This is a genomic window from Ectothiorhodospira marina, assembly GCF_900109495.1.
In the GTDB taxonomy this organism is placed as follows: Bacteria; Pseudomonadota; Gammaproteobacteria; order Ectothiorhodospirales; family Ectothiorhodospiraceae; genus Ectothiorhodospira; species Ectothiorhodospira marina.
On sequence record NZ_FOAA01000004.1, the window covers coordinates 54,258 to 67,156 of the forward strand.

The 12,899-nt window shown below is 62.8% G+C and carries 17 protein-coding genes; 9 read left to right on the forward strand and 8 right to left on the reverse strand.

The genetic code is table 11. The features are described from left to right. Positions 1–7: 7 nt before the first annotated feature. Positions 8–745, forward strand: a complete 738-nt coding sequence (locus tag BMY52_RS05080; protein WP_090251733.1) for a cytidylate kinase-like family protein — start codon at positions 8–10, stop codon at positions 743–745. Further along, the gene (locus tag BMY52_RS05085) at positions 742–1,224 is read left to right on the forward strand and encodes a F0F1 ATP synthase subunit epsilon (protein WP_245740603.1); all 483 of its coding nucleotides are present in this window, start codon (positions 742–744) and stop codon (positions 1,222–1,224) included. Before BMY52_RS05080 ends, BMY52_RS05085 begins: the two co-directional genes overlap by 4 nt. 9 nt (positions 1,225–1,233) lie before the next feature. On the opposite strand, the gene BMY52_RS05090 is transcribed toward BMY52_RS05085, so the two are convergent. The 5 genes from BMY52_RS05090 to BMY52_RS05110 all read right to left on the reverse strand — a co-directional run bounded on the left by BMY52_RS05090 (position 1,234) and on the right by BMY52_RS05110 (position 3,944). Then, a complete protein-coding gene (locus BMY52_RS05090) occupies positions 1,234–2,199 on the reverse strand; it encodes a M14 family metallopeptidase (protein ID WP_090251736.1) in 966 nt (321 codons plus the stop codon). A 25-nt stretch (positions 2,200–2,224) separates the two neighbouring features. Continuing rightward, entirely contained in the window at positions 2,225–2,728 is a 504-nt protein-coding gene (locus tag BMY52_RS05095; protein WP_090251738.1) for a DinB family protein, read from the reverse strand. 12 nt (positions 2,729–2,740) lie between these two features. Further along, on the reverse strand, positions 2,741–3,130 hold the full coding sequence (locus BMY52_RS05100; protein ID WP_090251741.1) for a DUF3775 domain-containing protein: 390 nt from the start codon (positions 3,128–3,130) through the stop codon (positions 2,741–2,743). 95 nt (positions 3,131–3,225) lie between these two features. Further along, entirely contained in the window at positions 3,226–3,540 is a 315-nt protein-coding gene (locus BMY52_RS05105) for a DUF2288 domain-containing protein (protein WP_090251743.1), read from the reverse strand. An 8-nt stretch (positions 3,541–3,548) separates the two neighbouring features. Further along, a complete protein-coding gene (locus BMY52_RS05110; RefSeq protein WP_090251746.1) occupies positions 3,549–3,944 on the reverse strand; it encodes a thioredoxin family protein in 396 nt (131 codons plus the stop codon). 245 nt (positions 3,945–4,189) lie between these two features. On the opposite strand from BMY52_RS05110, the gene BMY52_RS15130 reads away from it, so the two are divergent. Genes BMY52_RS15130 through BMY52_RS05125 form a run of 3 tightly spaced genes read left to right on the forward strand, consistent with a single transcriptional unit; the run spans position 4,190 to position 6,489 of the window. Then, on the forward strand, positions 4,190–4,522 hold the full coding sequence (locus BMY52_RS15130) for a PepSY domain-containing protein (RefSeq protein ID WP_090251748.1): 333 nt from the start codon (positions 4,190–4,192) through the stop codon (positions 4,520–4,522). 3 nt (positions 4,523–4,525) lie between these two features. Further along, a complete protein-coding gene (locus BMY52_RS05120; protein ID WP_090251752.1) occupies positions 4,526–5,212 on the forward strand; it encodes a response regulator transcription factor in 687 nt (228 codons plus the stop codon). Beyond that, positions 5,209–6,489, forward strand: a complete 1,281-nt coding sequence (locus BMY52_RS05125; RefSeq protein ID WP_090251754.1) for an ATP-binding protein — start codon at positions 5,209–5,211, stop codon at positions 6,487–6,489. The genes BMY52_RS05120 and BMY52_RS05125 overlap by 4 nt, the downstream gene beginning before the upstream one ends. 4 nt (positions 6,490–6,493) lie before the next feature. On the opposite strand, the gene BMY52_RS05130 is transcribed toward BMY52_RS05125, so the two are convergent. From BMY52_RS05130 to BMY52_RS05140, 3 genes are all read right to left on the reverse strand, one after another. After that, positions 6,494–6,793 (reverse strand): hypothetical protein, encoded by a 300-nt coding sequence (locus BMY52_RS05130; RefSeq protein WP_090252052.1) that lies wholly within the window; start codon positions 6,791–6,793, stop codon positions 6,494–6,496. Positions 6,794–6,860: 67 nt separating this feature from the next. Beyond that, the gene (locus BMY52_RS05135; protein WP_245740604.1) at positions 6,861–7,877 is read right to left on the reverse strand and encodes an alkaline phosphatase family protein; all 1,017 of its coding nucleotides are present in this window, start codon (positions 7,875–7,877) and stop codon (positions 6,861–6,863) included. A gap of 209 nt (positions 7,878–8,086) precedes the next feature. Further along, the gene (locus tag BMY52_RS05140; protein WP_090251760.1) at positions 8,087–9,160 is read right to left on the reverse strand and encodes an alkene reductase; all 1,074 of its coding nucleotides are present in this window, start codon (positions 9,158–9,160) and stop codon (positions 8,087–8,089) included. A gap of 181 nt (positions 9,161–9,341) precedes the next feature. Between BMY52_RS05140 and BMY52_RS05145 the strand changes: the two genes are divergently transcribed. The 4 genes from BMY52_RS05145 to pufB all read left to right on the forward strand — a co-directional run bounded on the left by BMY52_RS05145 (position 9,342) and on the right by pufB (position 12,830). After that, the gene (locus BMY52_RS05145) at positions 9,342–10,490 is read left to right on the forward strand and encodes an FAD-dependent oxidoreductase (RefSeq protein WP_090252055.1); all 1,149 of its coding nucleotides are present in this window, start codon (positions 9,342–9,344) and stop codon (positions 10,488–10,490) included. Positions 10,491–10,528: 38 nt separating this feature from the next. Then, complete coding sequence (locus BMY52_RS05150) at positions 10,529–12,181, forward strand: alpha/beta hydrolase (protein ID WP_090251762.1); 1,653 nt, start codon at positions 10,529–10,531, stop codon at positions 12,179–12,181. A gap of 246 nt (positions 12,182–12,427) precedes the next feature. Next, positions 12,428–12,640, forward strand: coding sequence for a light-harvesting antenna LH1, alpha subunit (gene pufA, locus BMY52_RS05155; RefSeq protein ID WP_090251764.1), 213 nt, complete (start codon positions 12,428–12,430; stop codon positions 12,638–12,640). Positions 12,641–12,689: 49 nt separating this feature from the next. After that, positions 12,690–12,830, forward strand: a complete 141-nt coding sequence (gene pufB, locus BMY52_RS05160) for a light-harvesting antenna LH1, beta subunit (protein ID WP_025280200.1) — start codon at positions 12,690–12,692, stop codon at positions 12,828–12,830. Positions 12,831–12,899 lie beyond the last annotated feature (69 nt).

Here is a 12,899-nt window from a genome sequence, read left to right on the forward strand (position 1 = left end):
GTGGTACATGCGCGACGTCAACGAACTGATACAGCGTTACATTCGTACCCAGTCGCGGGACATCAATCCCCGTCGGGATCGCGATGCAAACGCACCGCCCCTGGTGGCTGTCTCTCGGGATTATGGTGCGGGGGGCGAGCAGGTGGCGCGTCTTTTGGCCGAGCGGTTACGGGTGGATTTCCTTGATGAGGAATTACTGGACCGTGTGGCCAAGCATGCCGAGCAGGACCGCAATCTACTGCGGGAACTGGACGAGAAGGTGTCCGCCTGGAAGAGCACCTGGGTGTATTCCGTGCTCTCCGGAGATGCCTATTTTCTCACCAACTACCGGCGGGCCCTGGTGGATGTCCTGCTGGCCATCAGCCCCAAGGGCGGCGTCATCGTCGGTCGGGGCGCACATATCTTCCTGCGGGATCGCGGAGCCTTCCGGGTGCGCATTGCCGGCTCTCCCCGACATTGCGCCGTGCGCGTGGCCCTGGCCGAGGACCTGCCCGAAGCTGAGGCCCGGGAAAAGGTGGAGACCATCAACCATCAGCGGGAACAATTCCTCTGGAATATGGTGCAGCGGCGCATCAACGATTTTCATCAGTTTGATCTGGTGATCAATACCGATAAGCTTCATGACTGGGACAAGGTGACGGATTTGATTCTCAAGGCCATGGTGGACGCAGGCATCCAGGTGCCGGTGCAGCCGATGCGCGGTGCCGATGTGGGCAACAAGGGCAAGGGCAGGAGGCACGTGTGACTGTTAGAGAGCATTCGCTTCCATTGACGGCCACCATGGATCTGGAGATCGTCAGTGCCGAGTCTGCATTGTTTAGCGGCCCTGTACACAAGGTCTCCCTGACGGGCACCAATGGGGAACTGGGGATTTTCCCGGGGCACTCGGCACTGCTCACGCACATCGTTCCCGGCGTGGTGCGGTATCTGCCCTCAGGGCACGCCGAGGAAGACCTGCTGTACATCTCCGGTGGGATGCTGGAGATTCAGCCGCACCGGGTGATTGTGCTGGCCGACACGGCCCTGCGTAGCGATGAGATCGACGAGCAGGCCGCGCTGGAGGCCAAGCGCGACGCCGAGGAGATCATGCGCGAGAGCGTACTGTTCACCGACCGGGATGCTGCCCAGGCGGAATTCCTGCGCGCTGTGGCGCAGCTTAAGGTACTGGACCGGCTGCGGCAGAAAAACAGAAAAAACGGGCGTTCGGCGAGGGGAACGGAATGACCCCCTCAATCAGAACCGGTCACTGATCTGTGCCCGGTAGAACCACTCATTGCCCGGCAGGGCATTGGGGTTGGGGAAGACGATGAAACCATCACTGGGAGCAAGGATCGCCTCACCTGTGTGCCGGTGACCGATTGCCTCGCCGGCACGGATGGGATCAAAACTTCCCCAGGCCCTTGTGAAGCGGTCTTCCGGGTGATCCCGGTCAATGACTTCCACCAGCCGCAGTACTTCCACATCCTGACGGGGCGTGGGGGCGGGCAGGTCCAGCAGCTGCAGGTGAGCCAGGGTGTTGATGATGGCCTGGTAGGCCACCTCCGGTGCGTTGGGGTCATCGTGCTGTCCGCATTCCAGGGTGACGGCATAACCCCCGTGGGCTCGCATGAACTCGGTGGTGCCGATGCCATAGCTGGGGTCGGTGCTGAGCATCTGGGCCCTCAGGCTGGCGTTGGGATTGCGCAGGCGCCTGGCCACACCCTGGGCGTAGGTATCCAGCCAGCCTTCCACCATGCGGCGTGCTCCCAGGCAGCAGGCCAGGGCCTGTTCTGCCTCAGCCTGCCGGAATCGTTCCAGCTCGGAGTCGTTGTTGCGCGGGCCCAGCATCACGAAGGGCTCGCCACCGGTATGGAATGAGTGCAGGTCCAGCAGCACATCATGGGTCTGGAGCAAGGGCCCCAGGCGATTGGCAATGCGGTCCTCGAAGTCCTCGGGAGTGTCGGTAAGACGAAAATTGCGGTTCAGATTGCGTTCGCCGTTGCGCTGTTCCAGTTGCCAGGCCAGGGGGTTGGTGATGGGCACACAGGTGAGGGTGCCCCGGGCCAGTTCCCGCTCCCCGGCATCCAGTTCCTGCATGATCCGATGGATGGCCTGGGTGCCACAGGTCTCGTTGCCGTGCACGGCACCCAGGACGATGAGGCGGGGGCCGGCTGCCAGACCATGGTAGGTGATGGATTTCAGGGCGGTGGGCTGTTTCATGGGATCGGGTCTCGGGGGGAGGGGATCAATCGGCGATGCCGGGCATGGCCATCATGTCCAGGAGCACCAGGTCCACGTCCGACTGTTCCAGTAGGGCCACAATCTGTCCCCGCTGGGTGGATTGGCGATGCAGCAGGTTGAGTAGACATTCCCCCAGCACCAGCGTGCACTCCCGGGATGTGTGATCCAGGGTGAAGGTGATCTGCTTGTCCAGGTTGGGGTAGGCCAGGCTCTGGACGAAATTCATGATCTCGCTGTCCGTACGCATGCGCTCGGCACGCAACAGGCCGTACTCGGTGTACAGCACCTGATCCGAGGAACGGTAAACGTAGGGTTTGCCCAGCATGCGCCCCAGCCAGATACGATCCTGAAGCAGCATCTGATTGAAGATACCGTGTATCGATCCCTGGGTGCCAAACCACTCGGTCTTGCGCACATCATCCTGCAGGGTGTCGCAGTGTCCCAGCAGTTGGGCGTGGGCCCAGCGGCTGTAACGGGCCTGAAGTCGCAGGGAATAGAGAACGTCCATCGGGCTTCCGGATCAGTCGTCTTCGCAGGTGTGGCCCAGCATGGCCAGGCCCTCGGCCAGGTAGTCGGCACCCATGGGCGTGGCCAGCAGGTAGTCAGCAGTGCGTGGGGTCCAGTTGGACTTGGCCTCTTCCAGGGCCAGATCCCACTCATCGTCACTATAGTCGCCACGACCCAGCCACATGAGGGCCACCATATTGGCCTGAAGCTCGGGCTCCAATTCCTCCACCGCGTTCTTGAGGTCCAGATACACAGCGTTGTCGGCGTGTTCTTCCAGGGCCTCATCGATCCAGGCATCGGTCTGATGATCCGGTTCCTCGGGCAGCATCACGTCTTCCTGGGCGTGAAACTCCCTGGCATGACTGATGAACCAGCACACCAGGTTCGGGCTGATCTGCAACATGGGTGTTTCCCCCTGATGACGTGTTAACCGAGGATGATAACGGATCACGTAGGCTGTCGCATGGGGGACCTCGGCTGCGGCCCCCACGGTGCGCGTCACATCTCCCGCACCAACACCCAGGGAGCGACCACCACTGCTTCGAAGCGAGGTTTGCGTGCTTCCCAGTCCTTGGCGTGGTCCACCTCAGCGCGCGCCAGCAGCCCCCGGGTGAGCAGGTCCTCCACACGATGCTTGTCATCCTGTACCAGGTGAACGGCGGCATCCAGCAGGGGCAGTTCCTTGGCGACATGCAGCACCACGCCGCGGGCAAAATGCGGCTGTAGCTCCGGCCAGGTGATGGGACCCTTCTCGGGTTCCAGCAGTTTGCGGATTTCCTGCGGGGTGCGGGTTTGCGGGGTTTCGGGTTGCATGGGTTGGCTCACTGGGCCTCCACAAAGTCTCGAATGGTTTTCTCGTCCTTGGCCCCCATCAGCACCTTTTCGATCCGGCCCTCCTGAACCCGCATCAGGGTGGGGGTGCCCATCACCTTGAAGCGTCGGGCCACATCGGGGCGCTTGCTCACATCGACCTCGATGATATTGAAGTGCTCTTCCATCAAGGGCTTCAGAATCGGCGCGACCTGCCTGCACATGCCACAGCGGGGGCTGTGGAAATAGAATATCAGCCGGGGTTGCGCCTTTTGGGCTTCGCTGAGCAGGTCGCTCATGTCGGGTGCAATACGTCCCTGCATGCCCTTGGAGCGGTACAGGAAGGCGAACTGTCCCAATACGAACAGCACGATGAGGGTGATGATGATCCAGGCAGTGGAATCCATGGGAAGGGTCCTGATTGGGGTGTTGAGGGTCACCGGGTTCAGCCGGTGTTCAGCACGGCGGGCTTATAAAGGGCCATGGAAACCCGTGGACCGGTGGCCGATCAAGCTTGAGGAATATGGTGCCACAGACCTTTCGTCATGGGAGAACTTCGCCATGCCATCGTTACTGCACTACCCACATCATCACTGACCCGGCCGAGACCGGTTGATGCCCCTTTCGTCCGGGTACTGGTAAACTCAGGGTCATGATCCACCGCATCCCCCATTCGCTGCCTGGCAAGGTCACTCCGGTTTTCGGCATGCTCTGTGTGTGCCTGGTGGCCTGGGGGGGGGTGCAGGCTAGCACGGCCTCTGCCGGTGCGGGCTGCAACGACAGCGATACCCTGATGGTGGCGCAGAACGATACCATCAGCTTGGACGAGGCGGTGGCCCAGGTCCAGGAGCAGACGGGGGGGCGGGTGCTGTCCGCCGAGACCCAGGAGCATGAGGGGCGGCGGGTGCATCGCATCCGGGTGCTGATCGAGGAGCAGCGGGTGCGGCACATCCTGGTGGATGTGGCGACGGGAGAATGGCAGTAGGCCATGCGTGTGGTGGTCATCGAGGATGAACCCTCCTTGCTGGCACAGCTTCGCCAGCGTCTTGAGGGTGAGGGCTGGATGGTGGACACCAGCAGCGACGGCCGGGACGGTCTCTACCAGTTAATGGAATATCCGGCCGATGTGGCCGTGGTGGACCTGGGACTGCCGGAGTTGCCAGGTCTGGAGGTCATCCGCCGCGCCCGGGCTCAGGGGAGACGGCTGCCCATTCTCATCCTTACCGCCCGCGGTCAGTGGCAGGAAAAGGTACAGGGGCTCGAGGCGGGCGCCGATGATTACCTGGTGAAGCCCTTCCACATGGAGGAACTGGTGGCCCGTCTCAAGGCCCTGGCCCGCCGGGCTGTGGGAAGCACCGACGGCTGTCTCACCCTGGGGCCGCTGGTGCTGGATACCCATGCCCAGCAGGTCTCCATGGAGGGCGATGCCGTGATCCTCACCACCTTTGAATACCGTCTACTGGAGCATCTGGCTCGACACTCCGGGCAGGTGCTGTCCAAGCAGGCCCTCACCGATTATCTCTATCCCCATGATGAGGACCGGGACAGCAATGTGCTGGAGGTGCTCATTGGTCGCCTGCGACGCAAGCTGGATCCGGATGGCCGCCATACCCCCATCGAGACCCTGCGGGGTCGGGGTTATCGCCTGACCCTTTCGCCTGTCGACCGCGCATGAATTCCCTCACACTGCGCGTGGGCCTGATTGCTGCCCTCGTTGTGGCGGTTTTTGCCGGGCTTACCGCCCTGGCCCTGGAGCGCGCCTTCCGTGACAGCGCCACCCATGCGGTGGAGGAGCGCCTGCAGGCACAGCTCTTCCTGCTCATGGGGGCGGTGGAGGTGAACGCCAATGGCGATATCAGTGTCCCCGAGCGCCTCCCGGAGGCGCGCCTTACCCTGCCGGAATCCGGTCTTCATGCCCGCATCACCGATGCCCGGGGGCATATCCTGTGGCGCTCGCCCTCGGCCCTGGGGTTACCGGTGGAGAGCCGGGATTCGCGCCCGTTCACGGCCCGCATGACCGTGGACTGGGAGACCGCGGGGGGCCTGGTGCCGCTCACCTTCACGCTGGTGGAGGACCGCACCGGTCTTGAGGCCCAGTTGAGTGAATACCGCCGCAGTCTGTGGGGGTGGATGGCGATCCTGGCAGTGCTGCTGCTGGCGGCCCAGTCTCTGGCCCTGTATCTGGGGTTGATCCCGTTGCGCCGGGTGGCCCGCGAGCTACGGGCCATGGAGCAGGGCGATCAGGGCCAGATCACCGGCCGCTATCCGGTGGAACTCAAGCCCCTCACCGATAACCTCAACACGCTTATTCAGCAGGAACGTGCCCAGTTGGCCCGTTACCGGGATGGTCTGGCTGACCTGGCCCACAGCCTCAAGACGCCGCTGGCGGTATTGCGTGGCAGCCTGGAGCAGCGGTCCGATACCGACAGCCGGCAGGCGCTGGAACAACTGGAGCGGATGGATCGCATTGTTGCCTATCAACTGCAGCGGGCTGCCACTTCAGGGCGCAGCGCCCTGGCGGCGCCGCTGGATGTGGCCCCGGTCATGCGGCGTCTGGCGGACACCTTGAACAAGGTCTATCGGGACAAGGAGGTGGAGTATTCCATGCAGGTGCAGCCCGGCAGTCACTTTCGGGGTAATGAGGGGGATCTCATGGAGGTGTTGGGCAACCTCCTGGACAATGCCTGGAAGTTCTCTCGCCACCAGGTGAGGGCCGTGGCCGGCCACCGGGGGCGAATGCTCGAGATCCGTGTGGAGGATGATGGCCCGGGCATCCCCGCCGATCGGGTGCAGGCCATCCTGGCGCGGGGGGGGCGGCTGGATGAAGGGGTGCCCGGGCAGGGCATCGGTCTCGCGGTGGTCAGCGAGATTGTCACGGCCTATGGGGGTGACCTATTGGTGGAGGATTCGGCGCTGGGTGGGGCGGCGCTGGTGGTCTGTCTGCCTGGCTGACGGTTCAGGCGCGACCCACATTGAGATCGGTGGGGGAGTGGAAGTAGTCGCTTTCCCGGGCGTACTGTTCCAGATCCTTGAGCAACTGGGCCAGGCGCTCCTCGGCGGTACTGATGGCCGCGCATTCCTCGCAGCGGGGGTCACCGCAGGGCTGGCGGGTATACAGCCAGTAATGCACCGCGCCGGCCAGCATGCCGTCGGCAATCTCCCACAGGTCGGCCTGGGGGTCCTTGTCGGTGAGGGTGTTGGCCAGTTCCACTGTCTGGCTGGCGGCGCTGTCGAACAGGGTGTGGGCGTTTTTCATGGCGGTGTCCTGTTCCATATGGGTGAGCGCCTTATGATAACACGCTCGTTTCAACACGCTGTTCGGGTCAACACACCGTTCGGGCCAGGGGAATATGGATTTCCCGGGGATCAAGCCCGCCGTGCACGCCCACCATGTCATGAGGGTCCTGCCCCGGGATGCGGTCGTGGATGATCCAGCCAGGATGCATCAGCAGCGCATAGTCGCCAATGCGGGCCTCCAGTTCCGGGTGGGGTTCCCCCGGGCCGAACCAGCCTTGTTCCAGCAACTGGCGGCTGGGCAGCAGGGTGCAGGCATGGCCCAACTCCGCCTCGACGCGTTGCTGGAAGATGTCGTGATAACCCTGGCGCACATAGGCCCACGCCACCCGAGGCTCGCCGCACAGGGGCAGGGCCAGACAACGGCTGATCTGGGGGTGGACGCTCAGGTCCAGGCGCTGGCAGACGTCCACCATGCCATGGTCAGCGGTGACCACCAGCAGGGTATCGGTGCCCACCAGGCGTTCGGCCAGTGTGGACAGGGCCTGGTCCACCCGCGCCAGGTGATCCCGTGTCCGGGATGAGTCCGGGCCGTACTCGTGGCCCAGGGAGTCCAGTTCCGACCAGTAGGCATAGACATAACGGGCCCCGGTGCGGCCGCGGATCGCCTTGTTCACCCGCTCCACCATGTCTTCAAGGCGCTTGAAGGGCAGCAGGCCGGCCTTGCCCAGATGGAGCCTGTTGTAGGGCGTTCGGGCGATCTTTTCCGGTGCTGCCATGGCGCTGGTCCCGGGGATGCGATCGAAGATGGCCTGGTGGTTGAGGATTCCCTTGAGGTCGAGGGTCACCCGGTCATAGCCGACGCCCCCATGACGGGGAATGCCCGGCAGCACTGCCAGTACGGCACCCAGTTCCCGGAAATGCACATACCAGCCGCTCAAACCGTGCTGGGCTGGCGCGTCGCCGGTCAGCACCGTGGTCACGCCGGTGGCGGTGGTGGTGGGAAACACGGAATGAATGGCCCCCCGGCGATGCGCATTCAGAAAGGGCGCCGGCTGGCTCTTGAGGAACTCATCGCCCAGGCCATCCACCACCACCAGGACCACGTGCCGGTGGGCTGACACCTCATGGGGGGGGAGGAGGCGGAGCGGGGGTAAGGATGAGGGCGTTCCACCCAGCCCGATGATGAGGGAACTCATCAGGTTGGCGAGACTGCCGCCCTGATAGTCGGGCGGTGAGGGAAGGTCGCGGTGAGCGGAGGACATCAGCGGATGTTAACGCCCCCGGGCGGGGGCGTCACGCCCATTGTCCTGGTTTACTCATCCCTCTTCGGATAGTCCACGTAACCCTTGGGGCCGGGCGCATAGAATGTGTCCTTGTCCGCTTCAGCCAGCGGTGCGTTGCGCCGGAACCGCTCGGGCAGATCGGGGTTGGCAATGAAGGGTGTGCCATAGACGGCGGCATCCGCACACCCCGACTGGATCAAGGCCTCGCCACTCTCCCGGGTGAGGCCGCCGCCGACCAGGTAGGCATCGCCGCGGAACCGCGGTTTGAGCAGGCTGTGGTAGTCCACCTCGGTGCCGAACAGGGCCACATGCAGGTAGGCCAGCCGGAAATCTCCCAGTTGATCCACCAGATAGCCATAGGTCTCCTGGGGGTTGTCATCATGAAGATCATTGAAACCCATCTCCGGTGCGATCTTGATGCCGATGTAATCGCCGCTGCGCACGGAGGTCATGGCGTCCAGCAACTCCAGGATGAAGCGAGCCCGGTTCTCGACGCTGCCACCATAATCGTCGGTGCGCTGATTGGTGCTCGAACACAGGAATTGTTCCGGTAAATAACCGGAGGCTGCATGCAACTCCACCCCATCAAATCCCGCCTGAAAGGCCATGGCGGTGGCAATGCGATAGTCCTCGACGATTTCCTCGATCTCGTCCACTTCCAGCGCCCGGGGCGTGACGTGCGGCTTGAGACCTTCTGCGGTGTAGGACTGGCCCTCGGGGCGCACCGCCGAGGCGGATACCGGTGTGGCGCTATCGGGCAGGAACGAGGGATCGGAGATGCGTCCGGCATGCATCAACTGCATCACGATGGAGCCGCCGGCTGCGTGGACTGCCTCGGTGACCTTGCCCCAGGCGTCCACCTGTTCTTCGGTGTAGATACCGGGCGTGCGGATATAGCCCTTGCCCATGGGGCAAGGCCAGGTGCCCTCACTGATGATCAGGCCCGCTCCGGCGCGCTGGGCGTAGTACTCCGCCATCAATTCCGTTGGCATACCGTCATCTTCCGCCCGTGAGCGGGTCATGGGGGCCATGACGATGCGATTTTTCAGATCCAGGGCGCCAGCATACAGTCGGGAAAACAGATCGATGTCTTTCTTGGGCATGATGCCTTCCTGCCAGGATGGGGTTGATCACTCGGGGATGAAATCCAGGTCGGAAGTCTAGCAGGATTCGTCGGTGTGGCATGCACTCCGCCCGGAACGAGCGGCAAGTCCTCGACCCACGTGCTCGAGACAGGGGGAAGGGGCTATCATGGGTCTCCACCCACCCACGCAAGGGATCACCATGGCAGGCATTCTCATCCTGGGTACCGGTCTGGCCGGTTACACCGTGGCACGGGAACTTCGCAAGCATGATGCATCCACGCCGCTGACCCTTGTCACGCTGGATGATGGTGCTTACTACACCAAGCCGATGCTCTCCAATGCCCTGAGCCAGGACAAGACCGCCGACGCCTTGGTGCAGCAGTCGGCGGAGGCCATGGGGCGGGAACTGGATGCGCGGATCCGCACCCGGGCCACGGTCGCGTCCCTGGACACCGGGGCCCGCCAGGTGTGCCTTGCATCGGGGGAATCCCTGGCTTTTGATCGTCTGGTATTGGCCATTGGGGCCACTCCGATCGAGTTCACCTATGAAGGCGATGGGGCCAGCGACGTCATGACCGTGAATTCCCTGGCAGATTACGCCCGTTTCCGGGAGGCGCTCGAAGGCGTTGACCGGGTTGCGTTGATCGGTCCGGGGTTGATCGGCTGTGAGTTTGCCGATGATATGGCCGGCAGCGGGCGTTCTGTGGAGGTGATCGGTCCGGATGCCTATCCCCTGGGCCGATTGGTACCGGAAGCCGCGGGTCGTGCGTTACAACGGGGACTGGAATCTTCTGGCATTCATTTTCACCTGGAAACGGTGGTCACCCGGATCGATCGCGAGGGTGATGGCTATTGTCTACACCTGAAGAATGGCGACCAGGTGCGGGCTGGTGTTGTTCTCTCCGCCATCGGGTTGCGCCCGCGCACGGCTCTGGCCGCAGCGGCGGGCCTGGAAGTGAACCGGGGTATCGTGGTGGATCGTTACCTGACGACGTCAGTGGACGGGATCCATGCCCTGGGCGATTGTGCCGAGGTGGAGGGGCAGGTACTGCCCTACGTGATGCCCATCCTGCGGGCGGCGCCCGCCCTGGGTCGTACCCTGGCGGGTGAGCCCACTGCGGTGTCCTATCCGGCGATGCCGGTGCGGGTGAAGACCCCGAGCCACCCGGTGATGGTCTCGCCGGTCTCTCCAAACGCCAGGGGACAGTGGTCGGTGGACGAGGTCGGGGAAGGGGTCAAGGCCCTGTTCCATGGCGATCAGGGCAGGTTGTTGGGTTTTGCCCTCACCGGTCAGGAGGCCACTCGCGATCATCAGGCACTGACCCGGCAGCTTCCCACGATCCTGTAGACTCCTCGACGCACGATTTTTTTTGGGTTTGGCTTTATATGGCTGCGTATACCAATCGACTGGCCCTGTGGTGGCGCCAGTTTTCTGTTGTCGGTCTGTTGGTGGGGACGCTGTTCTTTGCCTTCTCGCTCACCCCCAGTCTGGTACCCCGTCCTTTTCTGGTTCAGGGGCTGATCTCAGGATTGTCCTTCACCGCCGGTTACGCCGTGGGTTTCATCGGTCGCTGGCTGTGGTCCTACGTGGGACTGCCGGTGGCCGGGCCGCGAGTGGACAGGGTGATCAAGATCCTGGCTACCGTGATCTGTGCAGTGGTGGCGGTGACTTTTCTCTGGCAGGCAGGGGAGTGGCAAAACGCCCTGCGGGCCCTCATGGACATGGAAGAGGCCGGAGGTGTGCAGCCGGTGAGCGTGGGCCTGATGACCCTGGTGGTGTTCGTGATCCTGTTGACGCTGGCCAGGTTGTTCAAGCACACCTTTCGCTTTCTATCGCATTGGCTGGGGCGCTATATCCCTCAGCATGTCTCCAATGTCCTGGGTGTCCTGGTCGCCGCCGCCCTGTTCTGGTCGGTGATCGACGGCGTGATCTTCTCCCTGGCCCTGCGCACTGCCGACAATTCGTATCAGCAGGTGGACGCCCTTGTCGAGGAGGAACAGACCCGGCCAACGGATCCCCTCAAGGCCGGAAGCAGGGAATCCCACGTGGACTGGCGCGATCTGGGGCGTCAGGGTCGCAATTTCGTTTCGTCCGGACCCACCGAGGAAGAATTGAGTGACTTCCTGGGTGAGCCCACACGGGAACCCATTCGCCTCTACGTGGGGCTGAATGCCGCCGAGACAGCCGAGGAGCGGGCCAGCCTGGCCTTGAAGGAACTCAAGCGGGTCAACGCCTTCGAGCGCTCCGTCCTGCTGCTGCTGACGCCCACGGGCACAGGATGGGTGGACCCTGCCGCGCTGAGTCCAGTCGAGTATCTGCACCGGGGGGATATCGCCACGGTCACGGCGCAGTACTCCTATTTGCCCAGCGCACTGTCACTGATGGTGGAGGGCGAGTATGGGGTCGAGATGGCTCGAGCCCTGTTCGAGAAGGTGTATGGACACTGGTCGGGCCTGCCGGCCGACGAGCGACCCCGGTTGTATCTCCACGGCCTGAGCCTGGGAGCGCTCAACTCGGACCGCGCCTTCGATATCTACGATGTGATTCAGGATCCTTTCCATGGTGCCCTGTGGAGTGGCCCGCCGTTTCGCAGTGAGACCTGGGGCAAGACCACCCGTGAGCGAGATCCCGGTACACCAGCCTGGCTGCCCACCTTCCGCGACGGCGAAGTGGTGCGGTTCATGAATCAGCGCCAGGGGCTGGACCGGCATGACGGGGCGTGGGGCGCGTTCCGTATCGCCTATATGCAGCATGCCAGCGATCCCATCACCTTCTTCAGCCCGGAGATCTTCTACCAGGAACCGGAATGGATGCGTGAGCCCCGCGGACCGGATGTGTCGCCGGATCTGCGCTGGTACCCCATCGTCACGGCGTTGCAGTTGGCGGCGGATATGGCGGTGGCGGGCGGCTCAACGCCTGCCGGATACGGGCATGCCTTCTCGGCGAGCGAATACATCGACGCCTGGAGGACGCTGACCGAACCGGAGGGATGGAGTGAGTCCGACATTCGGCGTTTGCGGGCATTATTCACCGACTGAAAACGGGCATCGGTGGTCCGTACTGTTGACCTGGCTCAAGCTTTTGGAAATCTTGCAGGAGAGTTGAGCTTGCTCGTGTAGCGCCGCCTTGACATCCCCCCCTGTCCTCGTAGACTTACACCCCAACGGCAGCCCCCGGTCACACAGCAGGGCCAGGGTTGACGAGAAAAAGTTTTCTGTAGTTGTGGCGAGTGCAATTACCCGGGCCTTACACGAGGTCCGGATCAAACCAAGAGGACTAGTGAAATGAGCGAATACAGACCGAGCAAGCCGAGCAACCCCAGAGACGACTGGAAGCTGTGGCTGGTGGTGAACCCCGGCACTTGGCTGATGCCCATCCTGATGGCTGTCCTGGTCGTGGCCCTGGCCGTTCACGCTTTCATCTACAGCAACGATAACTACAATCCGCTGACCTTTGATGCGTCTTCGGAAAGCATTATCGAAGAGGCTGTTGAGTAAGCGCCTGGAACGCTCACTCACCCATCGACTTATTTAGAGGATTACCATCATGTATGACAACAGCATCTCCGGTCTGACCGAAGAACAGGCCAAGGAATTCCACGAGCAGTTCAAGACCACCTTCACCGTGTTCATGGTGCTGGCTGCCGCTGCTCACTTCCTGGTGTTCCTGTGGAGACCTTTCTACTAAGGTCTGAACCGCTGCCTCAGTGAAGTGGCGGTGCGGGTAGAGGAGTGACTGATTCGCCCATCAACGATC